Source organism: Micromonospora sp. DT233 (genome assembly GCF_049841815.1).
Taxonomy (GTDB): domain Bacteria; phylum Actinomycetota; class Actinomycetes; order Mycobacteriales; family Micromonosporaceae; genus Micromonospora.
In genome coordinates this window covers 145255-168374 of the sequence record NZ_JBNCLB010000012.1, presented here as the reverse complement: position 1 = coordinate 168374, position 23120 = coordinate 145255, and the positions used below count along the sequence as shown (strand labels likewise).

17 protein-coding genes and 1 pseudogene are annotated in these 23120 nt (G+C 70.5%); 12 read left to right on the top strand and 6 right to left on the bottom strand.

Annotated features, from left to right (window positions below):
- Positions 1–6 precede the first annotated feature (6 nt).
- From ACLQ2V_RS22285 to ACLQ2V_RS22270, 4 genes are read left to right on the top strand one after another with little or no spacing between them, the layout of a single operon-like run.
- Positions 7–4350, top strand: coding sequence for a type I polyketide synthase (locus ACLQ2V_RS22285; protein ID WP_425720495.1), 4344 nt, complete (start codon positions 7–9; stop codon positions 4348–4350).
- Between the two features lie 60 nt (positions 4351–4410).
- The gene (locus tag ACLQ2V_RS22280) at positions 4411–5856 is read left to right on the top strand and encodes an FAD-dependent monooxygenase (protein WP_425720494.1); all 1446 of its coding nucleotides are present in this window, start codon (positions 4411–4413) and stop codon (positions 5854–5856) included.
- Positions 5856–6695, top strand: a complete 840-nt coding sequence (locus ACLQ2V_RS22275; RefSeq protein WP_425720493.1) for an aldo/keto reductase — start codon at positions 5856–5858, stop codon at positions 6693–6695. The genes ACLQ2V_RS22280 and ACLQ2V_RS22275 overlap by 1 nt, the downstream gene beginning before the upstream one ends.
- A 41-nt stretch (positions 6696–6736) precedes the next feature.
- Positions 6737–7708, top strand: coding sequence for an aldo/keto reductase (locus tag ACLQ2V_RS22270; RefSeq protein WP_425720492.1), 972 nt, complete (start codon positions 6737–6739; stop codon positions 7706–7708).
- Between the two features lie 144 nt (positions 7709–7852).
- On the opposite strand, the gene ACLQ2V_RS22265 is transcribed toward ACLQ2V_RS22270, so the two are convergent.
- Both ACLQ2V_RS22265 and ACLQ2V_RS22260 read right to left on the bottom strand, forming a co-directional pair.
- Positions 7853–8866, bottom strand: a complete 1014-nt coding sequence (locus ACLQ2V_RS22265; protein WP_425720491.1) for an aldo/keto reductase — start codon at positions 8864–8866, stop codon at positions 7853–7855.
- A 105-nt stretch (positions 8867–8971) separates the two neighbouring features.
- The gene (locus ACLQ2V_RS22260) at positions 8972–10402 is read right to left on the bottom strand and encodes an MFS transporter (RefSeq protein WP_425720490.1); all 1431 of its coding nucleotides are present in this window, start codon (positions 10400–10402) and stop codon (positions 8972–8974) included.
- A gap of 266 nt (positions 10403–10668) precedes the next feature.
- Here ACLQ2V_RS22260 and ACLQ2V_RS22255 point away from each other — a divergent pair, with 266 nt between their 5' ends.
- Positions 10669–11286, top strand: a complete 618-nt coding sequence (locus ACLQ2V_RS22255; RefSeq protein WP_425720489.1) for a TetR/AcrR family transcriptional regulator — start codon at positions 10669–10671, stop codon at positions 11284–11286.
- On the opposite strand, the gene ACLQ2V_RS22250 is transcribed toward ACLQ2V_RS22255, so the two are convergent.
- The gene (locus ACLQ2V_RS22250) at positions 11264–12760 is read right to left on the bottom strand and encodes an FAD-dependent monooxygenase (protein ID WP_425720488.1); all 1497 of its coding nucleotides are present in this window, start codon (positions 12758–12760) and stop codon (positions 11264–11266) included. The two genes, ACLQ2V_RS22255 and ACLQ2V_RS22250, sit on opposite strands and share 23 nt — an antisense overlap.
- 16 nt (positions 12761–12776) lie before the next feature.
- A complete protein-coding gene (locus ACLQ2V_RS22245; protein WP_425720487.1) occupies positions 12777–14003 on the bottom strand; it encodes a cytochrome P450 in 1227 nt (408 codons plus the stop codon).
- A 195-nt stretch (positions 14004–14198) separates the two neighbouring features.
- Between ACLQ2V_RS22245 and ACLQ2V_RS22240 the strand changes: the two genes are divergently transcribed.
- The 7 genes and pseudogenes from ACLQ2V_RS22240 to ACLQ2V_RS22210 form a co-directional block, all read left to right on the top strand.
- Positions 14199–15446, top strand: coding sequence for a cytochrome P450 (locus tag ACLQ2V_RS22240; RefSeq protein ID WP_425720486.1), 1248 nt, complete (start codon positions 14199–14201; stop codon positions 15444–15446).
- Entirely contained in the window at positions 15443–15658 is a 216-nt protein-coding gene (locus ACLQ2V_RS22235) for a ferredoxin (RefSeq protein WP_425720485.1), read from the top strand. The genes ACLQ2V_RS22240 and ACLQ2V_RS22235 overlap by 4 nt, the downstream gene beginning before the upstream one ends.
- Positions 15655–16545, top strand: coding sequence for an alpha/beta fold hydrolase (locus ACLQ2V_RS22230; protein ID WP_425720484.1), 891 nt, complete (start codon positions 15655–15657; stop codon positions 16543–16545). The genes ACLQ2V_RS22235 and ACLQ2V_RS22230 overlap by 4 nt, the downstream gene beginning before the upstream one ends.
- Positions 16542–17759 (top strand): NAD(P)/FAD-dependent oxidoreductase, encoded by a 1218-nt coding sequence (locus tag ACLQ2V_RS22225; RefSeq protein WP_425720483.1) that lies wholly within the window; start codon positions 16542–16544, stop codon positions 17757–17759. Before ACLQ2V_RS22230 ends, ACLQ2V_RS22225 begins: the two co-directional genes overlap by 4 nt.
- Positions 17759–18076, top strand: a complete 318-nt coding sequence (locus ACLQ2V_RS22220; RefSeq protein WP_425720482.1) for a hypothetical protein — start codon at positions 17759–17761, stop codon at positions 18074–18076. Before ACLQ2V_RS22225 ends, ACLQ2V_RS22220 begins: the two co-directional genes overlap by 1 nt.
- Positions 18069–19574 (top strand): SDR family NAD(P)-dependent oxidoreductase, encoded by a 1506-nt coding sequence (locus ACLQ2V_RS22215; RefSeq protein WP_425720481.1) that lies wholly within the window; start codon positions 18069–18071, stop codon positions 19572–19574. Before ACLQ2V_RS22220 ends, ACLQ2V_RS22215 begins: the two co-directional genes overlap by 8 nt.
- Positions 19525–19899: pseudogene (locus tag ACLQ2V_RS22210) on the top strand (2-oxoacid:acceptor oxidoreductase subunit alpha); the annotation flags it as partial. The gene ACLQ2V_RS22215 and the pseudogene ACLQ2V_RS22210, both read left to right, overlap by 50 nt.
- A gap of 50 nt (positions 19900–19949) precedes the next feature.
- Here the strand turns inward: ACLQ2V_RS22210 and ACLQ2V_RS22205 are convergent.
- Entirely contained in the window at positions 19950–21374 is a 1425-nt protein-coding gene (locus ACLQ2V_RS22205; protein WP_425720499.1) for an RICIN domain-containing protein, read from the bottom strand.
- Between the two features lie 190 nt (positions 21375–21564).
- Complete coding sequence (locus tag ACLQ2V_RS22200) at positions 21565–23013, bottom strand: family 43 glycosylhydrolase (RefSeq protein WP_425720480.1); 1449 nt, start codon at positions 23011–23013, stop codon at positions 21565–21567.
- Between the last annotated feature and the right edge of the window lie 107 nt (positions 23014–23120).

The following is a 23120-nucleotide window of genomic DNA, read 5'->3' as shown; positions in this document are numbered from 1 at the left end:
ATCCCCGTGACGAACGAGGAAAAACTGCTCGACTACCTCAAGTGGGTGACCGCCGACCTGCACGAGACCCGTCAGCGGCTGGCGGAGGTCGAGGCCGCACGGGCCGAACCTATCGCCGTCATCGGCGCGGGCTGCCGCTTTCCCGGTGGGGTGACCGATCCCGATGGACTCTGGGACCTGGTAGCCGCGGGGCGGGACGCCATCACCGGCTTCCCCGCCGACCGCGGATGGGACGTCGACCGGCTGTACGACGCGGATCCGGATCGCGCCGGACACTCGTACACCCGGCAGGGCGGTTTCCTCCACGACGCGAGCGGCTTCGACGCCGAGTTCTTCGGCATCTCGCCGCGCGAGGCGCACGCCATGGACCCGCAACAGCGACTGCTGCTGGAGATCTCCTGGGAGGCGATCGAACGCGCCGGGATCGACCCGGTCACGCTGCGCGGCAGCCCCACCGGTGTCTACGCGGGCATCATGTACGGCGACTACGCCTCGCGCCTGACCACCGTGGCCGCCGAGTACGAGGGCCTGGTCGGCAACGGCAGCGCCGGCAGCATCGCCTCCGGCCGGGTGGCGTACGCCCTGGGCCTGATCGGTCCCGCCGTCACGATCGACACCGCCTGCTCCTCGTCGCTGGTGGCCGTCCACCAGGCCGCCGCGGCCCTGCGCTCCGGTGACTGCACGCTGGCACTGGCCGGCGGCGCCACGGTGATGTCGACACCGAACCTCTTCGTCGAGTTCAGCCGCCAGCGCGGTCTGTCGCCGGACGGCCGGTGCCGCTCCTTCGGCAGTGGCGCGGACGGCGCCGGCTTCGCTGAAGGGGCGGGGATGCTGCTGCTCGAACGCCTCAGCGAGGCACGGCGGCTCGGGCACCCGGTCCTGGCCGTGATCCGCGGCTCGGCCGTCAACCAGGACGGTGCCAGCAACGGCCTCACCGCCCCGAACGGACCGTCCCAGCAGCAGCTCATCCGGCAGGCGCTGGCCGCTTCCGGGCTGCGCTCGGCCGACGTGGACGCGGTGGAGGCGCACGGCACCGGCACCACGCTGGGCGACCCCGTGGAGGCGCAGGCCCTGCTGGCCACCTACGGCCAGGACCGGCCCGCCGGCCGGCCGCTGCGGCTCGGCTCGGTGAAGTCGAACATCGGCCACACGCAGGCCGCGGCCGGAGTGGCCGGCATCCTGAAGATGATCTGGGCGATGAGCCACCGTGTGCTCCCGCGCACCCTGCACGCGGATCCGCCCAGCACCCACGTTGATTGGACGGCCGGGGCGGTGTCACTGCTGACCAGCGCGATGCCATGGCCGGAGACCGACGGGCGGCCCCGGCGCTGCGCCGTGTCGTCCTTCGGGATCAGCGGGACCAACGCGCACGTCGTGCTGGAGCAACCCGTGGAGGAGCCGGCACCCGATCGGGCCGGCACCTCGCTGCCGGTGGCGGCATGGGTCCTGACCGGTCGCTCGGAACAGGCGCTGCGGGAGCGCGGCGGGCAGTTGAGCGGCCTGGCTCTGGAGGGTTCGTCGGAGGACGTCGGCTACTCCCTGGCCGTCACCCGCACCCCCTTCGACAGGCGTGCGGTCGTCGTGGCCGCCGGCAGCGAGCGCCGCCGCGCACTCGACGCGCTCGCCGCCGGCATCACGGCACCGGGCCTGGTACGCGGATCGGTGCGACGGCTCGGGGGTACGGCGTTCCTCTTCACCGGGCAGGGAAGTCAGCGCGCGGGCATGGGTCGGGAGCTCAGCGCCGCGTTCCCGGTCTTCGCCGAGGCCCTGGACGAGGTGTGCGAGCACCTCGATCCGGGCCTCGACCGCGCGCTGCGGGACGTCCTGTTCGCCGATCCGGGGTCGGCGGAGGCCGCCGAGCTGGACCAGACGGTCTACACCCAGGCCGGGTTGTTCGCGGTCGAGGTCGCTCTGCACCGGCTGCTCCGTCGGCACGGCCTGAGCCCGGACTTCGTCCTGGGCCACTCCATCGGTGAACTCGTCGCCGCGTACGTCGCCGGGGTGCTGTCGCTTCCGGACGCGGCCACGCTCGTCACCGCGCGGGGGCGGCTGATGCAGGAGGCGACGTCCGGCGGCGCCATGGTCGCGATCGGCGCGTCGGCGGCGGCGGTCCGCGAGTCGCTGGCCGGGCGGGAGGACCTGATCGCGATCGCCGCGATCAACGGAGCTGCGGCGACGGTCATCTCCGGGGATCGGGACGCGGTGACGGAGGTCGCCGCCGAGTGGACCGCCCGGCGGTGCCGCACCCGCCGGCTGCGGGTCAGCCACGCGTTCCACTCGCCGCACATGGATGGCGTGCTCGAGCGGTTCCGGGCGGCCGCCGCGGAGCTGACGTACGCGGCGCCGGCGATTCCGCTGATCTCCAACGTCACGGGCGAGGTGATCACCGGTCCCGGCACGATCGATGCCGGCTACTGGGTGCGGCATCTGCGCGGCACCGTGCTGTTCGAACCGGGCATGCGAACCCTCGTCGACCGGGGGGTGCGACAGTTCGTCGAGGTCGGGCCGGCGCCGGCGCTCACCCCGATGGTCCGCGACTGCGCCGGGGACGGCGCGCTGCTGGTCGCCGTCCAGCGCCCGGATCAGCGGGAGGTCACGGGGTACCTGATCGGGCTCGGCGAGGCGTACGTCAGCGGGATGCCGGTCGACTTCGGCGCGGTGCACGGCGACGCGGGCGCCCGGCGGACGACCCTGCCGACGTACCCGTTCCAGCGGCAGCGGTACTGGCTCAGCGAGCCGGAGCCGACACGCCCGGCCGACGTCGCCTCGGACCGGTTCTGGACGGCGGTGGACCGGGAGGACCCGGATGTGCTGTTGAGCAGCCTGGGTGTGGACGCCGCGCTCCGTGAGCACGTACAGGCGCTGCTGCCGGCCCTGGCACTGTGGCGGCGCCGCCCGGGCTGGCGGTACCGGACCGCCTGGCGGCACGTTCCGGACGGCCCGGTGCCCGAGCTGCCCGGCACCTGGCTCATTCTCACCCCGCCCGCGGCGGACGACACCGCGCCGGAGATCGCCGCGGCGCTGTCCGAGCGGAACGCCACCCCCGTCGTGGTCGAGCTGGACCCGGAGGCGCCGGCCCGCGCTGTCGCATCAGCCGCGGAGGCCGGCCGCATCACGGGGGTGCTCGTACTGGTGGCGGCGGACGAACTGCGGGGCACCGGGGACGGCAGCCCCGGTCGTCTGCGTATCGTCCGCCGGCTGCTCACCGAGGCCGGGGTGCTCGCGCCGCTGTGGTGCGTGACCCGGGGCGCGGCCGTGGTCGACGACGCCGACCCGGTACCCGATCCGGCCGCCGGCATGCTCTGGGGCGCGGTCCGGGCCGAGGTGCTGGCCGACCCACGGTCCTGGGGCGGGCTGGCCGACCTGCCAGACAAGCCCGGCCGGCGTCACCTGGACGGCCTCTGTCGCGTCCTCGCGGGGGAGAACGGCATGGGGGAGAACGAGGTGGCGATCCGTGACTGGGGCGTCCTCGCCCGTCGTCTGGTCCGGGTGCCCGGGGACGACGCCGCCCTCTGGCGCCCGCGGGGCACCATGCTGATCGTTGGCGCCGGGGAACGGGCCGACACGGTGGCGGCATGGTTGACCGCGCAGGGTGCCGACGAGCTCGTCCGGGTCGCCGCGGACAGCCCGCCGCCGGCCGGTGCCGTGGCCGGGGTGGTGTACCTGTCCGGCGACCACGACAGTCCCGCCACGGTTCTGGACACGGCCACCCGGTGGGGCCATCTGACGACGGAAGCCTTCCTCGTCGTCACCGAGTTCGCTGCCCTGCTCGGCGGCCCCGGAAGCGTCGCCGCCGGCGGCCTGGAGGTCTTCGCCCTGAACCGCAGGCGGCGTGGTCTCGCGACGACGGTGACGGCTGTCGGTGGCACCGCCGCGGCGGTCGAGGCCGCCCTGGCCCTGGCCCCGGACAGCGACCAGCCACTGCTGGCGGTGGCCGACACCGACGTGGCGCAGCTCGCGCCCGGCGCGGGGATCGGCGCGGACGCGCCGGTCCTTCGCGAGCTGGCCGGTGGCGTCCCGGCGGGGCTCCGAGCGTCCGGCGGGGCTCCGGGTGGCGCGGCCGCACTGCGGCAGGCGCTGGCGGCGGCCGACAGCGAGGACCGGGAGGCCCTGATCCTCTCCGTCGTCCGGCAGCACACCGCCGAGGTGCTGGGCCACGAATCGGCCGAGGCGGTGCCTGCCGATCTCGGCTTCCTGGAGGCGGGTTTCAGCTCGTTCACCGCGCTGGACCTGCGCAATCGGCTGTGCGAGGTGACCGGTCTGGCCCTGCCGCCGGCCGTCATCTTCGAGCTGCCCAGCCCGCGTGACCTGGCCGGCTACGTGCACGCCGAGATCACAAGAGCGAGATAAGGGTGGCTTTAGGAGCGCTGCACAGGATGAAAGACCACGCAGGACAGCACGGGAGCGGGTATGAACAGGACTGTTGTCATCGCGGGCGGGGGACCCACCGGCCTGACGCTGGCCGGGGAACTGGCCCTCGCCGGCGTGCCGGTCATCGTGCTCGAGACCGGTGCCGAGCCGGCCCCCCGATCACGGGGAATGGGTTTGCACGGACGAACCCTCGCCTACTTCCAGCAGCGCGGCCTGACCGACCGGATGGACCGTTCGGCGAGCCTGGTCTGGCCGCGGACCCCGTTCGCGCTGCTCTGGCTGGACATGGCCAGTGTCGCCGAGGTCGACCAGACGTTGGCCTACCCGCAGTGGCGCACCGAGCGGCTGCTCGAGCAGTGGGCGACCGGGCTGGGCGCAGATGTGCGCCGCGGCCGGTCGGTCATCGGGTTCGATCAGGACGACGACGGTGTCACCGTCCGGGTGGACGGCCCCGGAGGTGAGCAGGACCTGCGCGCGGCGTACCTGGTCGGCTGCGATGGGGCGTCGAGCCGGGTCCGGGGCCTGGCCGGCATTGGGCTCGACGTGAGCGGGCACGACCACTACGGCATGTACGCCGACGTGCCGGCGACCGAGAGCCTGCGCGACACCTTCGAGTCCGGCCTGTTCCCGACCGGTATGGCGGCCGCCATGCCGGTCGAGCGAGGGAGCCTGCGCCTGATGGCGATCGAGCTGGCCGTCACACCGCCCGGCCCGAGCGGGCCGGCTCCGGCTGACGAGTTGCGGGCCATGCTCGTCCGGGTCTGCGGCAGCTCGCCCGACCTGGACCGGGCCACCGGTGTGGAGCGTTTCGGCGGCCGCACCACTCTCGCGGACCGTTATCGTGCGGGCCGGGTGCTGCTCGCCGGTGACGCCGCGCACCACCTGTTCCTCTCCGGCACGCAGGGGATGAACGCCGGCATCCAGGACGCCGCCAACCTCGGGTGGAAGCTTGCCGCGGAGCTCAACGGCTGGGCGCCGCCGGGGCTGCTGGACACGTACGAGAGCGAGCGCCGCCCGGTGGGCGAGCGGATCTGCATGCACGCCCGCGCCTCGCTGATGCTACTGCACGAGGCGACCGGCAAGATGGGCCCGCTGCGCGAGCTGATCGGCGAGCTGCTGCAGTTCGGCGCGGTCAACCGCTACCTGTCCCGGCTGCCCGCCGCGGACGACTACTCCTCGGACGGCGACGACCCGCTCGTCGGTACGAGGATCGGTGACCTCAAGCTCGCGTCAAGCGGGGGCGAGATCAGCGTGAGCTCGACGTTGCACGCAGGCCGCGGCGTGCTGCTGATCGACGGCGACGGCCTGTCCTCCCGCCGGCCGGACCGGGTGGACACGCTGACCGTGCGGCCCTCCGCCGAGCTGCCGTACGCCGCGGTCCTGCTGCGGCCCGACGGGTACGTGGCGTACGCCGGGCCGGCCGGCGAGGGGCTGGAGGACGCCCTGGAGACGTGGTTCGGACAGTCTGCCGAAGGCGTCGCGTGATGACGCCCGTGCCGTCGGGCCCCGCCGACACTGTCGAGCTGCGCGGGGGCGTACGCATGCCGGTTCTCGGTCTCGGGGTCTTTCGTCTGTCCAGGGCGCAGACCCGCCTGGCCGTCGGCACTGCGCTGAGGGCAGGCTATCGCCTGGTCGACACCGCTGCGGTGTACGGCAATGAGCAGGACGTCGCCCACGGCGTCCGAGACACCGGCATCGGCGACCCGGTGTTCGTGACCACCAAGGTGTGGAACGACGATCAGGGCTACGACGCGACGATCGCCGCCTGCGAGCGCAGCCGGCGGCAGCTGGGCGTCGAGACGCTCGACCTCTACCTGGTGCACTGGCCGGTGCCGGCCCAGCGGCGGGAGACGTGGCGAGCCATGGAGCAGCTGCTGGAAACCGGGCGGGTACGCGCGATCGGCGTCAGCAACTACATGGCGCACCACTTCGAGGAGCTGCTGAAACACGCAGAACATCTACCGTCGGTCAACCAGATCGAGTTGAGCCCGTACAGCTACCGGTCGCGCCGCGACGTGCTCGACGTCTGCGCCGGCGCGGGCGTGACGGTGCAGGCGTACCGGCCGCTGACCGGTGGGCAGTTCCTCACCGACCCGGTGCTCCGACGGTTGGGTGAGGAGCTCGGCCGGAGCCCGGCACAAATTCTGATCCGGTGGGCGGTGCAACGCGGGTTCGTGCCGCTGTGCCGGTCCACCGATCCGTCCCGCATCGCGAGCAACGCGGACGTCTTCGGCTTCTCGCTCACTGAGGAGCAGATGGCGCGGCTGGACGCGCTCGACCGGAACTTGGTCACCAGAGGTTGGGATCCCACGGGTGTGCCGTGAGGGCACCGACCGTAACCATCCTATCTGAAGGGAACACCCGAATGGATCGGATCACACTCGCCGCGTCTGGCCCGGAGGTCTCGGTAGTCGGCCTCGGCTGCATGGGCATGAGCGAGTTCTACGGCCAAGCCGACCGGGACCAGTCGCTGGCCACCATGGCGCGAGCCCGGGAACTCGGCATCACCCTGTTCGACACCGCCGACACCTACGGGGTCGGTGACAACGAGCGTCTTGTCGGTGAGTTCCTGGCCCGGGGTGGCCGCGACGAGATCGTCGTAGCCACCAAGTTCGGCCCGGTCCGGGATCCGAAGACCCGCGGCCTGCTAGGGCTGCGGGCCGATCCCGAGTACGTGCCCCAGGCCTGCGACGCCAGCCTGAAGCGCCTCGGCACCGACCACATCGACCTGTACTACCTGCACGTACCGGACCCGAAGGTGCCGATCGAGGAGACGATTGGTGCGATGGCGCGGCTCGTCGAGGCCGGCAAGGTGCGCCAGATCGGTCTCAGCAACCTCGGCGCCGACCAGATCCGCGCGGCCCACGCTGTGCACCCGATCACGGCGGTGCAGAAGGAGTGGTCGCTCTTCACGCGCGGGGACGAAGCCGACGTCGTTCCGGTCTGTGCCGAGCTGGGCATCGCGTACGTGGCGAACTGCCCGCTCAGCCGGGGCCTGCTCAGTGGGGCGTATACGGCGGACTCCACGTTCGGCGAGGGTGACATCCGCGGCCGGGTCTCGCGGTTCTCCGCAGAGAACGCCGAGCACAATCTGGGCCTGCTGAAGGTGGTGCGTTCGGTGGCGGACGCCCACGGCGCCACGCCCGCACAGGTGGCGCTGGCCTGGCTGATCAGCCGGACCGCCGCTCACGGCCTGTCGGTGGTGCCGATCCCCGGCACGTCACGGCCGGACCTGATCGAGGAGAACGCCGGGGCCACCTCGATCCAGCTCACCGAGGACGACCTGCGGGCGCTCGACCCGCTGGCGGCCGAGGTGGCCGGCACCAACCAGCACTGAGCTCGTGATCGGCCGGTGATGAACGAGGGACCCCGGTGGTGACGTCAGCGAGACGTCACCACCGGGGTCCTGGCGCGCCGCCGAGGAGCACGGGGAACTCACGGCGGCGGCTCCGGGAGAAGAGTCAGGAAAGGCGTTCGGCCGTCAGACGGCGTGCCGAATGCCGGTGACCGGGCGAGGGGCCGGACCCGAGACCTGGTCGAGCCGTGCGACCAGTTCCTCCGGCAGGTTCAGATCGAAGCCGCTCATGTTCTCCTCGTGCTGCTCCACCGTGCGCGGGCCGGTGATGACCCCGGCTACTGCGGGATTGGCCGCGAGCCACGCATGCGCGACCGCGGCCGAAGTGCTGCCGACCGCGTCGGCGACCTCGCGAACCGTGTCCGCGATGTCGAGCGTGTGTTCGTTGAGCAGCTCCTCCGCCCAGCGCCGCGCCGACGGCGCCGGGATGGCGAACAGCCGCCCGAGCCGCGAGTCGCGGTCGGGCTCCGTGTCGCGCCGGTAGCGCCCGGCCAGCACGCCGCCGGCGACCGACGCATAGGTGAGGACGCCGAGGCCCTGCCGCTCACAGGTGCGCAGGATGTCGGCCTCGATGTCACGGTTGATCAACGAGTACTGCGCCTGGAGGCTGATGTAGCCCTCAGCGCCGATCCGTCGGGCCGCCCACTGGCTCTCCACGACCTGCGCCGCGGTGAAGTTCGCGCACCCGTAGTAGCGGATCTTCCCGGCCTGGACGAAGCTGTCGAGGGTCGCGACGGTCTCCTCGATCGGCGTCACCGGGTCCCAAAGATTCGCCTGGTAGAGGTCGATGTAGTCGGTGCCGAGGCGGCGCAGGCTGCCGTCGAGGGCGCGAGTCAGGTGCAGCCGTGACAGGCCGCTGTCGTTGGGCAGGTTGCCCTGCGGCAGAAACGCCTTGGTGGCGATCACGGCAGCCTCGCGCCGGCTCTTGACCGCACGGCCGACGAATTCCTCCGCCTGACCGCCGTTGTACACGTTCGCGGTGTCGATGAGGTTGTGGCCGGCATCCAGGAACCGGTCGATGATCTGCCGGGCTTCAGCCTCGTCGACGCTGCCCATACCTTTGCCGACCCCGAAGTTCATGGTGCCCAGGCATGCCTTCGAGATCTTGATGCCCGAGCGGCCCAGGGGAGAGTAAGTCATCCGGTGGTGCCTCCTTGACTGATTCTGGACGGTGTGTCCAGGGGTGGGACTGGTGGTACGCACACGACGGCGGGCCGCCGAGAGTCGACGGGCCCGCCGGGTGAGTCAGGCAGCCGCAGGTTCCTTGCGCGCTCTGCGGCTCAGGGTGAAGCCGATCGCCAGGAGTAGGCCGCAGCTGGCGGAGATCATCGCCGCCAGGAACCCGGCCGAGACGCCGTCGGCGAGCTGTGCGCCGCTGGCGGAGTCGCCGCTGACCGATCCGAGGACGGTCACGAAGATCGCCAGGCCGAGGGTTCCGCCCAGCCACTGGGTGGTCTGCAGCAGACCGGAGGTCGCGCCGGCCTCGGTGGGTGCCACTCCCGACATGATGGTCATGTTGAGCGCGGGGAACACCAGGCCGCCGCCGAGGCCGATCAACGCCAGCGGCACGAGCTCGCCGGACAGGAAGTCGCTGTCGGCCGACAGCATGCTGAGCCACAGCAGCCCGGCGGTCGACGCGATCGCGCCGGCCACCAGCAGCCGCATCGCGCCGACCTTGGGCATCAGCTGGGGGACAAGCTTGACGAAGCCGAACTGGGCCACGGTCATCGGCAGGATGGCGCACCCGGCCGCCAGCGGGCTGAAGCCGAGCACCTCCTGGTTGAACTGGGTGAGCAGGAAGATGACGCTGAAGCTTGCGGCGGTGATGAAGGCCATGATCGTGAACAGCCAGACCCGGCCGCCGCTGGTGAGCACGTAGAGCGGCGCGATCGGCTGCGCGGCGCGCGTCTCGATGGCGACGAACGCGGCGAGCAGAACCACCGCGAGCGCGAAGGAGGTCAGCGTGACCACGTCGCCCCAACCGCGGGACGGGGCGCTCAGGAAGGCGTAGACGAGGGCGACCATGCCGAGCGTGGCGGTGGCGGCCCCGGGGATGTCGAAGCGACCGGGCTGGCGCGGCGGCTGCTGGATGTAGCGCCCCGCGAGGAAGGCGCTGATCAGGCCGAGCGGCACGTTGACCAGCAGGACCCAGCGCCAGGAGATCCACTCGGTGACCAGACCGCCGACCACCAGACCGAGCGACCCACCGGCCAGCATCATCGCGGAGAACCAGGCGATCGCGCGGGCCCGCGCGACGCCCTCGAAGTTCGTCATGATCAGCGCCATCGAACTGGGCGCGGCCAGTGCCGCGCCGACGCCCTGCCCGCTGCGCGCGGCCACCAGCCACCAGTCGCTCTGCGCCAGCCCGGCCAGCAGCGAGGCTAACGTGAACAGCAGGATGCCGGCCACGTACACCCTGCGGCGGCCGAGGATGTCGCCGAGCCGGCCGCCGAGCAGCAGCAGGCCGCCGAATGCGAGGGTGTAGGCGTTGAGCACCCAAGAGAGCCCGGTCGTGGAGAAGCCGAGGGGCTCCTGCAGCTTGGGCAGCGCGACGTTGACGATGCTGGAGTCGAGCCCGATCAGGAGAGTGAAGAACACGATGGCGGTCAGGACCAGGCTGTGCCGCTTATCGCCCTGCTCGGCCGTGACTGGAGTTCGTCCGGTTACAGATGTCATCGGGAGTCGCCTTCTACGGTACGGCTCGCACCGGCATGCATGGCCGTAAGGAACGGATTCGTCTCCTGGAACGCTAGCGAACGGATTAGTCTCTTGCAAGCAGGTTCGCCGATTCCATTCCGTGGCGCCGCGTGGATGCCCGCTGGCTGCGGTTCTCGGAGATGTGGAGTCGCCGCCGGGTGCGTTTACACTGGGACGCGGCGGCCGGAGCTGGGTACGGAACCGTTCCCTCCGCAGACAGGTTGTCCAGCAGACAGGGCTTGCAGGTGACTCACACCAGAGCGGAATCGCCACACACCCCGGTCCCCGCCCGACGTCACGGGCGTGTCCTGGAGCAGGCCATCTTTGACGCGGTCATCGAGCAGCTGGAGAAGTTCGGCTACGCGAAGCTGACGATGGACAGCGTCGCCGCAGCGGCACACACCGGCAAGGCCACGCTCTACCGCCGCTGGGCGGACAAGGACGAGCTGATCCTGGACGCGTTCTACAATGCGCTGCCGTCGCCGGTGGCCATTCCGCTCCGCGGCGTGCTGCGGACCGATCTGGCGATGGTGCTCCGGAGCCTGCGGGACGCGTTCGACGCGACTCGGGGCGCGGCCTTCCAGATCGTCAAGTCGGAGAACGGTCCCAAGGCCGCAATGGTGCACACGATGGTCAAGGAGCGGGTCACCGACCCGTGCAAGAAGCTGCTCCTGGACATCCTGCGCGACGGCGTCGAGCGGGGTGAGGTCCGTGCGGACGCGGTCACCCCGCTCGTGGCGAACGTCGGCTCGGCGATGATGATCTACCATTCGCTCACCGAGGGCCCCGTCTCCGACGACATGATCAACAACGTCGTCGACGGGGTGCTGCTCCCGCTGATCAGCCCGAGACCGCCGGCGTGAGAACGCCCGCCGGCGCCGGGGCACCGAACCAGGCCCCGATCGCCCGGCGCAGGCCGTTCGCGTCGGTGCCGTCGACGTCGACGTGCGCGACGTGCCCGTCGGGACGCACCAGCACAGTGGCGGCGTCCAGGCCTGCGGCGCCGTGTGCCGTGACCACGTCGACCCGGTCACCCCACCGGGCGAGGTCCGCGGGAGCGGGGCCGCCGGTCAGGTCGAGCACGACGCCGCGTCCGGCGTGCAGCGTCTGGTAAACGGTGCGGGCGTGGTCGCCCGCACCGTCGAGCGCGGCGTCGGGCACCCGAGCGCCGAGCAGCGGGTGGTCCCGGCCGCCGGTCTCCATGGCGTACCGGTTGCTGAGTCCGCTCACCTTGCCAAGCAGGTACGCACTGACCTCGTCCATCTTGAGCAGCTCGTTGAAGACGTGCCGCAGGGGACCCATCTGGTTCAGCGGGAAGTAGAGCGCCACCGAGGCACGTGAGTGCCGGCACGCCCACTGCCCGATGGGATGACGTTCCGCGTGGTACGTGTCGAGCAAACCCGGCGGCGCCCAGCCGGCCCGCGTGGCGGCGAGTTTCCAGCCCAAGTTGACGGCGTCCTGCAGGCCGCAGGTGAGCCCGAGCCCACCCGAGATGAAGTGCACCTTCGTGGCGTCGCCGGCAAGGAACACCCGGCCGTCCCGATACCGCGTCGCCTGATGAGTGCGGTTGGCGAACCTCGTCGCGTACGGGATTTCCTTGATGTTGAGTTCTATCCCGGAGATGCGGGCGAACGCCTCGGCGAACTCCGCCGGCGTGACCGGCGTGTCACGGTCGCCGGGCACGGTGTCGAACTCGATCGCCGTGGCGCGGAAGGTGTCCGGCTCCTCCGGATGCGGAGCGACGGAGACCAGGCCGCCCTGGTGGATGGCGGGCAGGATGCCGCCGCCCTCGCCGTCAGCGAAGACGACGTCGCCGGTCATGCCCGACAGCGTCGCGCCGGTGCCGGGGAACTCGATGCCGGCGAGTTTGCGCACCCGGCTCCGGCCGCCGTCGCAGCCCATCAGGTGGCTTCCGGTGAGCTGATACTCGGAGCCGTCGAGTTGGCGCACCGTGACCGTCACGCCGGCCTCGTCCTGGGCCAGGCCCACGAGCTCGTGGCCGCGGCGCACGTCAACGCCGAGGTCCGTCGCGCGCTCCTCGAGCAGCCGTTCTACGCGACGCTGCGGCACGAGCAGCGGGGTGTAATCGGGATCGAGCTGGACGTGGCCCAGGAAGCCAAAATTGTAGCGCGGGATCTGCGGCGCATCGTCGAACCAGTCCAGCCCACGCTGCCGGAACAGGTGCGGCGAGCTCACGTGCATGGATAGCGACGGCGACCGTCGAGGACGCTCGGGCAGGCGCTCGAGGACGACCGCCGGCACACCGGCCAGTCCCAGCTCGCAGGCGAGCATGAGACCGGTGCCGCCCGCGCCGGCGATGATGACAGGCTGATTCATCTCGTCTCCCCGCCGCTCAGCCGAAGGTGAGGTCGAGCCGGGACAACCCCCGGGCCGGGCTGTAGTGCCGGACCGGGTCGCTGCCCTCGGTCAGGCGGTACCGCGGAATCCGCTTGTGCCATTCTTCCAGCGCGACGGTCATCACCCGCCGGGCGATGTACATGCCGAGGCAGCGGTGCGGGCCGACGGCGAAGGCGAGGTGGCGGATCACCGGACGGTCGAAGTCCACCTCGTCGGGCCGCTCGAACACCTCGGGGTCGAGGCCCGTCATGCCCCAGGCCATCAGCACCCGGTCACCCTTGCGCATGGTTACGCCGTGCCGCTCCACGTCCTGTGCCACCACGCGGGCGGTGGTGACGACCGGCTCGTGCCGCAGCAACTCCTCGACGATGACCTGGGACTGCTCGGGGCGCGCCGCGACGATGTCCTGCACCTCGGGATGACGCGCGAGGTAGTGGAACATCAGCCCGAGCGCGGCGGTGGTGGTGTCGAGGGCGGCCAGCATCGCCACGAACGCCGTGTTGACCATCTCGTCCTGGGTGAGCGCGCGCCCCTCGAACCTGGTGTTGAGCAGGCCGCTCAGGACGTCGCTGCGACCATCTGTGCCTTCCTCACGGCGGCGGTCGATGGCTTCGCTGAAGAAGTTCCACAGCGGTTTGTTCGCCTCGTACAGGTCGCCGTCGGTACGGGCGTTCGGGATGCCCACCCGGCGTAGCCAGTCTTTGTGCGCCAGCAGTTGGTGGACGTACTCGTGGCCGATGCCGAAGGTGATGACGAACGTCGCGGCGGGCAACTCCGTCGCCACCTCGGAGATGAACTCGCAGCGGCCGTTCGGCAGCACCGCCTCGACCGCGTCCGCGGTCGCCTGCCGGATCTGCGGGGTGAGTTTGTTGACCACGCCCGGTTTGAAGAGGTCCGAAAGCGCCTGACGCCACTTGCGGTGTTCGTCGCCGTCGAGCTGAATGGGGATCTGCTTGTCCGGGAAGAGCTGGCCGTGCGGAATGCTTATCTGTGCGCTGGAGAATATATCCGGATTGCGCGCCGCCCACTCCACATCCGTGTAACGCGTCAGGATCCAATAGCCGCCGAGCTCCTCGGACCACACGATCGGCGCGTGATCGCGCATCTCCTTGAAGTGGCTCACCGGATCGTCCTGCAGCCACGGCTGGTAGATCGTCCAGTGCTTGATGCGTTCCTCGAGCGTGGCGGGGCCCGAGAAGGGGCACTTCTCGACATCGGTCATGGCACCGTCCTTCCGTAGCGGTACGAACCGCCAGGATCTCCGAGGCAGCTAAATAGCGCCTTCGGGCTCGCTAAAGGAAGCCGTTCTTTAGCTCGGCAAAAGCGCCTCGTTAGCAGGGCGAACCACGATCGTCAGGCAGGTCGGACCGAGGGCCTGAAGCGATGACCAGAACCCGATCCTGCGAGGGGAGTTGTGATGGCTGACGGCAGCGGCGCGGGCGGATGCCCGTACCACGTTCCGGCCACGCTGGAGGAGCGCATCAAGCAGTGGAGCGTGTACCAGCCGTGGCTCCAGGACGACCCGGTTCCCTATTTCAAGGAGATCCGCGACCACTCGCCGATCGTGTGGTCCGAGGAGCTCGGCGGCTATTGGATGATCACCAGGTACGAGGACATGGAGTGGGTCGCGCGCAACCCGGAGATCTTCTCCAACTCCTTCCTCGCGATTCCTCCGCACGACGTCTTCAAGGAGAAGTCGATCCCCATCCAATTGGACGGGAATCATCACCGCCGGTGGCGCCAGGCATTGTCGGAATTGTTCAATCCGTCCATGGTGAATCACTTCACGCCGCAGATCCGGCGGGCCGCGGCTGACACGATCGCGGCGGCGGCCGAACGGGGAAACTGCGAGTTCATCTCCGAGATTGCGGTGCGGCTGCCGGCCGAGGCGTTCCTCATCACTTTCGGCATCGACCGCAGCCGAATGCCGCAGATCCTGGAGTACAAGGAGTACCTGCGTCAGCAGCTGCCGAAGGCCAACAACGACGACGATGTGGTGGCGGCCGCCCAGCCGCTGTGGGACTTCTTCGGTGAGGCGATCGACAAGCGTCGCGCCGAGGGCATCGAGGGCCGGCGGGACGTTCTGAGCGGTCTGCTCCGGATGAGGTTCGACGGCCGGCAGCCGACCAGGGAAGAGATGATCAACGTCGCGTTCATGAACATGCTCGCGGCCTTCGATACGACCACGGCAGCGATGGCGGTGGTGTTCCTCTACATGGCCGAGCACCCCGAGGTCCAGGACCTCGTCGTGGCACAGCCGGACCGCATCCCGGCGGTCGTCGAGGAACTGATCCGGCACGACCCGGTGTCGGCGACGGCACGGCTGGTGGTCCAGGACGTCGAACGCCACGGGATCACGATGAAGAAGGGCCAGATGGTCCTGGTGCCGTGGGGCATGTCGGGGCTGGACCCCGCCGTCTTCGACAACCCGGACGAGGTCGACTTCGACCGGCCTACCATGCGGCAGTTGGTCTTCGCCATCGGCCCGCACCGCTGCCTCGGCATGCACCTGGCGCGCCGGGTCATCCGGACCGCGATGGAGGAGTGGCACGCCCGCGTCCCGCGGTACGGCCTCACCGAGGGCATCCCGCCGGTCCGGCATTTCACCACCGTGCGGGGGGTCACGTCGCTCCACCTCACCTATCCGATCAAGGCGGCGGCATGAGAATCCGGGTGGACGAGAAGCTTTGCACCGGGCACGGGATGTGTGCCGCCATGGCGCCCGGGATCTATCAGATCAACGAGGACACCGCCTTCAACGAGATGGGTGAGTTCACCGTGCCCGAGGAGGCACGGGCGATCGCGCTGCGGGGTCTGTCCGCCTGCCCCGAGAAGGCCATCTCCTTCGTCGACGAGCACCAGGAGGCGAACCGATGAACTTGCAGGAATTCCAGCGGCACAAGAAGACGGTCGACACCGCGTCCGGCCCGATCGGTTACGCGGACGTCGGTGAGGGGCCGGTGGCCTTCTTCGTGCACGGGCTCGGCACCAATGGTTACCTGTGGCGCCGGGTGATCGGCGAGCTGCGGCACGAGCGGCGGTGCATCGCCATCGACCTGCCCGGACACGGCAGCAGCCCGGCCGGCGAGACGCAGGACCTGTCGCTGTCCGCCCTGGCCGACACGATCGAGCACTTCCTGGACGCGCTGGAGTTGACCGGCGTGGACCTGGTCGCCAACGACACCGGCGCCGCGATCTCGCAGATCTTCGTCTCCCGCCACCCCGAGCGTCTCACCAGCCTCACGCTGACCAACTGCGAGGCGCACGACAACATCCCCAACGAGGCCTTCAAGGGCACGGTCGAACTGGCCCGCCGTGGTGAGCTGGCGCCCATCGCGCAGAACATGATCGTGGACATCGAGACGGCCCGGTCGGGTGATCGGGCCATCGGGCTCAACTACGAGTTCCCGGACCTGCTGACGGACGAGACGCTGCGGACCTACCTGGAGCCGGTGTGCGGGACCCTGGCGGCGGCGCGAGCCTTCGAACGGCTGCTGAGCTCGCTGGACAGCAAGGACCTGCTCGGCGCCGAACCGGGACTGCGCGCCTTGACGGCCCCCACGCTGATCGTCTGGGGCACCGGCGACTTCCACTTCGAGGTCTCCTGGGCCTACTGGCTGCGCGACCTGATCCCCGGCGCCAGCGAGGTCGTCGAGATCGAGGGCGGAAAGCTGTACTTCCCCGACGAGCGGGCCGACGAGTTCCTGCCGCACCTGCGCCGGCACTGGGCGGCGGCTCGGCGCGACACCGTACCGGCGAGATGACCCGGGCCGAGTCGCGTGTCGTCATCGTCGGCGGCGGCCTGGCGGGCACGCGCACGGCCGAGGGACTCCGGGACGCCGGCCATCGGGGGCCGATCACCGTCGTCGCGGCCGAACGGCACCTTCCGTACGACCGTCCCGGTCTGTCGAAGGACGTGCTGGCCGGACGGCACGCGCCCGAGCGGCTGCGCTTCCGCTCGGCCGACGAGTGGGCGGCGATCGGTGTCGACCTGATGCTGGGGTGCCCGGCGGTTGCCACGGACATTCGGGGCCGGACGGTGGTGCTCACCGATGGGACGACCCTGCCCTTCGGTGATCTCGTCATCGCGTCAGGCGCCGCGCCGCGCCGGCTGCCCGGGACCGCAACGGTGGCGGGAGTGCACACCCTGCGTACGGTCGATGATGTTCTCGCCGTGCGCGCGGCTCTGGCCAGGCCGTCTCCGGTGGTGGTCATCGGTGCCGGCGTCCTCGGCTGCGAGGTGGCGGCGACGCTGGGCACGGCCGGGCACGACGTCACGGTTGTCGAGACCGAAGCCGGCCCGCTCTGGGCCGCCCTCGGCGGGGCCCGCGGACGAACCGCAAGCGACCGGGTCGGCACTTGGCATACCCGGCATGGCGTGCGCCTGCTGCTCAAACGGCGGGTCGCGGGCCTGCAAACCGAGGCGGGCCGGGTCAGCGGCGTCGCCCTCACCGACGGTGCCAGGCTGCCCGCGGCCGTCGTGGTGGTGGCGATCGGCGCCGCGCCGGTGACCGGATGGCTGGACGGCAGCGGGGTGCCGCTGGCCGACGGCGTGGTCGGTGACCAGCACTGCTCGGTCAAGGGGACCGAGGGAGTGTGGGCCGTCGGCGACGTGGCCCGATTCGACCACGGCGGGCGCAGCGAGCGCGACGAGCACTGGACCGGTGCCGTCGACATGGCCCGAATCGTGGCGACCAACATCCTGGCCCAGCCCGGCGACCGGGTGCCGTACGTGCCTTCCGGCTACGTCTGGACTGATCAGTATGGGCTCAAGCTGCAGATTGTCGGCCGGCCCTGCCGCGCCGACCGGTCGCATCCGATCAGCGCCGACGACGACACCGGGAAGTTTCTCGTGCTCTACAGCGCGCACGGGCGGCTGGTCGGCGCGGCCGGAGCGGGCCACGCGCGGGCCGTGGTCGGGGCCCGCGCCGCGATCAGCGCCGGGGTGCCGATCGACGAATACCTCGTGGGGGTGTGATGAGCCATCCGGTGGCGCGTCTACTGCGGTGGATACTGCGCATCTCGGCCGAAGGGCTTCGTGGCCTGGCGATCGTGATGCTGCCGATGCCGACGGTCGAGTCACGCTCCGAGCAGCCCCGCGCTGCGGAACCGCCCGGTCCGGACACTCCACCGGGGGAACCGTCGCCGGGGCACCCGGAACGGATCCCGTCCGATCCCTTCGTCCTGTCTCCCACCGAGCGTCTGCTGTGGCAGAGCCTGCTTGAGACCCGCAACGACCGCTCCGCTGCCTGGGAGGGGGCGGACCGCACCGACATCGAGGAGCGCCGTGAGTAGCACCGTGATCCGGTTGAGCCGTGCCGACGTCGATGATTTCGCCCGGGCCAGCGGCGATGTCAACCCCCTGCACGTCGACGAGAACTTCGCGCGGCGGACGCCGTACGGCGGCACGATCGCGCACGGCGTCCTTGTCGTCCTAGCCGCCATGGCCGCAGTGCCGGCGGACCGGCTGGCCGCCGTCGGCTCGCTGACCGCCAGGTTCTCCCGGCCGGTGCGACCCGGAGCGGTTTGCCGGCCCAAGGTTCGCTGTGCCGCCGACGGCTCTGTCGCGGTCGAGGTCCGGGAGGGTGAGATCACCGTCCTGCGGGTCGATATGCGTCCCGGCCCGTCCTTCGCCGGCGCGGCAGAACCGATGGATCTGGTGTTGCCGCCGGTCGCCGAGGTGCCCGACGTCGAGACGATGAGGGTGGGCGATCGGCAGCGCGGGAAGTACGCCGTCGCCTCGCTCGGCGCGCTGGGCGACCTGGCCCGGCGGATGGGCGCCGGCGCGCTCCCGCCGGCTCTGCTCGGCGCGCTGGCCTGGAGCAGCTGGTACGTGGGCATGCGCAGGCCCGGCCGGAGCGCGCTCTTCGCCAAGGTCACCGTTCGGGTGGATCCGGCCCCTGCCGAGCAGACCGGCCCACCGGAGTACTCGACGGTGCTCACCACCCTGGAGCCTCGCACCGGCACCCTCGTCACCGAGGCGGTCTGCACCGGTTCCGCCGCCGGGGTGCGCATCAGCATGCAGGCGTTCCATCGTCCCCCGGTGACGCCGCCGCGCAGCGACCTTCTCCCGGCCGGCGATCGGCTCACCGGGGCGCGGATCCTGGTCGTGGGCGGAAGCCGCGGCCTTGGCGCGGCCTTCACTGCGGCGTTCGCGGGGCAGGGCGCGACGGTGTGGGCCGCGCACCGCCCGGCCGGCTCGGCTGCGGGGTTGCGCGCGGAGTTCGGTGAGCGTGTCCACTCGTTACCCATGGACGCCGCTGACGAGGTGGGCGTGCGCACGGCGATCGGCGCACTCGCGGCGACCGGCACGCTCATCGACGGCGTGGTGCTGTCGGCGGGACCGGCCGTCCTCTCGTCGAGCCTGCATCCGGACAGCGTGGCGTCGATGCGGTCGTTCATCGACACCAGCGTGGCGATGGCCTTGAATCCGCTGACGGCTGCGCTGCCCATGCTGCGCCCGGACGGGTGGCTGGTGGTGGTCTCCTCCTCGACGGTCGAGGACCATCCGGAGGAATGGCCGCACTACACGATGGCGAAAGCCGCGGTGGAAGCGCTCGCGGCGCACTGTGCCCACCGCCGTGGCCTGCGCGTGCTCGTGGCCCGGGCACCGAGAATGTGGACCGACATGTCGAACGGGCCTCTCGGGCGGGTCGGCGCGACGCCCACCGAGCAGGTCGCTTCCGCGGTGACCGCCTGGGTGATGGCCGGTGGCGGGAGCGGATCGGTCTCGGTGCTCGGATCCGGTGAGCTGGCCGCCTGGCCGCCCACGCGGATCGAGGGGCCACGGTGATACGAGGCCGGGTCGAGTAAGCGCAGCGTGGAGGGAATCTCCGCCCTACCCGATCACACCGGCCTCGGACATCCTGCCCGAGCTGTCGAAGCACAAGCGGTTCGTCGTGACGACCGTGCAGGCCGAGGACGAGATCGCCGCTATCGGCGCCGCGCTGGGGGCCTCGTACGGCGGCGCGCTTGGCGTCACCACCACCACCGGCCCCGGCGTCGCGCTCAAGGGCGAGACGACTTCACTGGCGATCGCGCTGGAACTGCCGTTGGTCATCGTCGCCGTGCACCGGATGCGGTGTCGGTACGGCGTGCACCCCCGGACACAGAGCGCGAGCTCGGTGCCGGGGGTGCCGGTCGTACCGTGATGGCGTCGTGACGATGGTCAGACGGCCGTGCGCGACCACTGCTGGTTGGTCCCGGTGTTGCAGGGGTACTGCTTGAGGATTGCGCCGTCTGCGGTCGATGCGGCCGGTACGTCGACGCACTTGCTGCTGTGCCGGGCGCGGAGCTGGAAGTAGCTGCCGTTGGCGACCAGCTGGAACTGCTGGTTGGTGCCGGTGCCGCAGGTGTACTGGACGAGTTCGGCACCGTCGGCGGTCGAGGCGCTCACCACGTCGAGGCACTTTCCGCTGTGCCGGCTGATGACGCGCCAGTAGCCGCTGCCGGCGTCCTGGAACTGCCACTGCTGCCAGGCGTTGCCGCCGTACGTGTACTGGCCGACGCGCGCGCCGTTGTCGGTGTTCGGTGACTGGACGTCCATGGCCTTGCCGCTGTGCCGCACGTTGATCCGGTAGTACGTCTCCGTTCCCGGCGGAGGCGTCGTGGGGTCGCCGCCGATGGTGTCGCCCCACGCGTAGCGGATGCGGTTGGCTCCGGAGGTGTTGCGGACGGTCAGGTTGAGGTCGGTGCCGCTGCCGCTGAGGGAGTACATCGAGTACCAGTCGTAGCCGATGGTGCCGGGCTTGCCGCCGAGGGCGGGCCAGTAGGTGCCGCCCATCTGGTTGTCGCGCATGACCTGCGCCATGGCGCGGATGTGGCGTACAAAGTTGTCGGTGCTGCCCGCGTCGGCGTAGTTGCGTCCGTCGTTCATGGGTGCGCCGAACTCGGTCGCGACCGCGCGGGAGGCGCAGTTGCCGAGGCGGGTCTGGATGTGGCTGCGGAAGGCGTCGTAGGTCATCGCGCCGTAGAAGAAGGCGTAGTGGTGGAAGGAGAGCAACGTCGAGGCGAAGCGGGTGTCGTTGCAGATGTCGCGCAGGTCCTGGCTGAAGCCGGTGCCGCCGATGAGCACCCGGCCGGGCACCGCCGAATAGTGGTAGCTGAGCCAGTTGGCCGCGACGTCGCGCCACTCCGCCGAGCTGTAGCCGTGCGGCTCGTTCATCGGCTCGAAGTAGACGTTGCTGTTCGAGCCGTAGGCGTTGGTCACCGCGGACCACATGGTGTTCCACGCGGCGAGGTTGGTGATCCTGCCGCCGGAGGCGGCACCGTCCTCCCAGTAGGCGAGGATCACCTTGAACCCGCGGGCGGTGGCGGCGTCGATGGCGCCCCGGTAGGCGTTCCACCACGCCGTCCCCACCGTGTGGGTGTTGATGGGCAGCCGGACGGTGTTGACCCCCATGGTGGCGGCCATGTCGTCGTAGAGGGCATTCGCCTTGGCCCGCACCGTCGCATTGCTGTCGGACGCGCTCAGGCCCTGCACGACGAGCGGGCCGGTGCTGAAGTTGTCACCCAGCACGGCCCAGTTCATGCCTCGGAACTGGTTGGTGGCGGCGGTGGCCGGCGATGACGTGACGACGACGACGCCGACCATCGCCGTCACCGCGCTCAGCAGGGCGCTCAGCAGCCGGCGGGACGGCCGGACACTCCGCGCTGCTCCTGACCCGGGACCGTCGGACGACGTCCGCCGGGTCGTGAAACGTCCAATCACTGGATCTGGCCTCTCTCTGGGTTCGGACATCCTTGACCTGGTCGACGCCGGGCCTCTTGCCGGTGGTGGGTGGTCAGCCTCGGCGCCACAGCTGGGCCCCGGCGCCGTTGCACGGATAGAGCGATAGCCGCGCGCCGTTGGCCGCGTTCCACTCGTAGTTGTCCAGGCACATGTTGCCGGCGACGTTGCGCAGCGAGAACCAGCCGTTGCCACGGTCCTGGAAGGTCCACCGCTGGGCGGTCGAGCCGTTGCAGGTGTAGAGACCGACATCGGCGTTCGGGGCGGTGTTGAAGTTGAGGTCGTCCAGGCAGGTGCCGGTGTTGCGGTTGCGGATCTCGTAGTAGCTGCCCGCCGCGCGGTAGGTGAACTCCCACTGCTGGGCGGTGCCGCCGTTGCAGTCGTAGAGCCGCACGAGGGCGCCGAGGGTGGTGTCGCGGTTGTAGTTGTCGACGCATCGGTTGCTGAACTGGCCTCGGATGCCGGGATTCGTCACGCTGCTCGGGATCGGCTGGCCGAAGAACGGATCGCCGTTCTCCTGCCAGTGCAGTTGCTGCATCCGGGTGTGCCGGTTGGGGTCGGTCAGCGCGTCCGGGGTGGGGTTGGCGTAGTCGCGGGCGTGGTAGACGAGCATGTCGGTGCTGTTGTCCTCGGCCACGGTGAAGCTGCCGTGCCCGGGGCCGTAGACACCGTTGGCGGTCTGGAAGACCGGGTTCGGCCGCTTGGCCCAGGAGGCCGGGTTGAGCAGGTCGGCGGTGTCCGGCGCGGAGAGCAGGCCGAGCTTGTAGCGGGAGTCGGTGGCCGATGCCGAGTACGCGATGAAGACCCGGCCGTTTCTCACCAGCGGCGACGGACCCTCCACGACGCCGGCGACGCCCTCGGACTCCCAGTTGTGGGTGGGCCGGGCGATCTCGACCGCGGCGCCCGTGATGCCGGTCGCGCCGTTCATCCGGGCGATGTACATGTGGCTGTTGTAGTTCGTGGACGGGCTGTCCTGCGCCCACACGAAGTAGCGCACCCCACGGTTGACGAAGGACGCCGCGTCGAGTTGGAAGGACTCCCAGCCGGTGTGGAAGCGCTGGGGGGCGCTCCAGGAGCACGTCATCGGGTTGGCGCAGGTGTTGCGGATCCAGTACAGCCGCTGGTCGAACCGGGCGGTGCTCGGTGACGCGGAGAAGTACATGTACCAGGCGCCGTCGTAGTACTGGATGTCGGGCGCCCAGATCCAACCGCTGAGCGCTCCGCTGGACGGTGCCACGAACGCGTTCGTCGTGGGGGCCGTGCCGAGGCCCTGCAGGGTGGTGGACCGGCGCAGCTCCACCCGCTTGTAGTCGGGCACCGACGCCGTCATGTAGTAGTAGCCGTCGCTGTGTTTGTAGACGGCGGTGTCGGCGCGCTGGGAGACGACCGGGTTCCTGATGCTGATGAACTCCGCGGACGCCGGCGCGGCGAAGGTGGCCAGCAGGGCGACCACCAGACTCAGTACGAGGGCCGAGCTGCGGCAGACCCGAGCGGTGATCCTCATGAAGCACTCCTTGTGGCGGGGAGCTGGGAAGAACGGGTCATCACGTCGTCGCCGGTGCTGTTAGCGATCACCCGGAGCCTCGCATGATCACTGATGGCCATCGAGGA

Coding starts and splice junctions, on each gene's coding strand:
- ACLQ2V_RS22240 (WP_425720486.1), top strand. CDS start 14,199: ATGGCTGACGGCAGCGGCGCGGGCGGATGCCCGTACCACGTTCCGGCC.
- ACLQ2V_RS22280 (WP_425720494.1), top strand. CDS start 4,411: ATGAACAGGACTGTTGTCATCGCGGGCGGGGGACCCACCGGCCTGACG.
- ACLQ2V_RS22260 (WP_425720490.1), bottom strand. CDS start 10,402: ATGACATCTGTAACCGGACGAACTCCAGTCACGGCCGAGCAGGGCGAT.
- ACLQ2V_RS22220 (WP_425720482.1), top strand. CDS start 17,759: ATGAGCCATCCGGTGGCGCGTCTACTGCGGTGGATACTGCGCATCTCG.
- ACLQ2V_RS22225 (WP_425720483.1), top strand. CDS start 16,542: ATGACCCGGGCCGAGTCGCGTGTCGTCATCGTCGGCGGCGGCCTGGCG.
- ACLQ2V_RS22275 (WP_425720493.1), top strand. CDS start 5,856: ATGACGCCCGTGCCGTCGGGCCCCGCCGACACTGTCGAGCTGCGCGGG.
- ACLQ2V_RS22200 (WP_425720480.1), bottom strand. CDS start 23,013: ATGAGGATCACCGCTCGGGTCTGCCGCAGCTCGGCCCTCGTACTGAGT.
- ACLQ2V_RS22250 (WP_425720488.1), bottom strand. CDS start 12,760: ATGAATCAGCCTGTCATCATCGCCGGCGCGGGCGGCACCGGTCTCATG.
- ACLQ2V_RS22230 (WP_425720484.1), top strand. CDS start 15,655: ATGAACTTGCAGGAATTCCAGCGGCACAAGAAGACGGTCGACACCGCG.
- ACLQ2V_RS22205 (WP_425720499.1), bottom strand. CDS start 21,374: ATGGTCGGCGTCGTCGTCGTCACGTCATCGCCGGCCACCGCCGCCACC.
- ACLQ2V_RS22265 (WP_425720491.1), bottom strand. CDS start 8,866: ATGACTTACTCTCCCCTGGGCCGCTCGGGCATCAAGATCTCGAAGGCA.
- ACLQ2V_RS22235 (WP_425720485.1), top strand. CDS start 15,443: ATGAGAATCCGGGTGGACGAGAAGCTTTGCACCGGGCACGGGATGTGT.
- ACLQ2V_RS22270 (WP_425720492.1), top strand. CDS start 6,737: ATGGATCGGATCACACTCGCCGCGTCTGGCCCGGAGGTCTCGGTAGTC.
- ACLQ2V_RS22245 (WP_425720487.1), bottom strand. CDS start 14,003: ATGACCGATGTCGAGAAGTGCCCCTTCTCGGGCCCCGCCACGCTCGAG.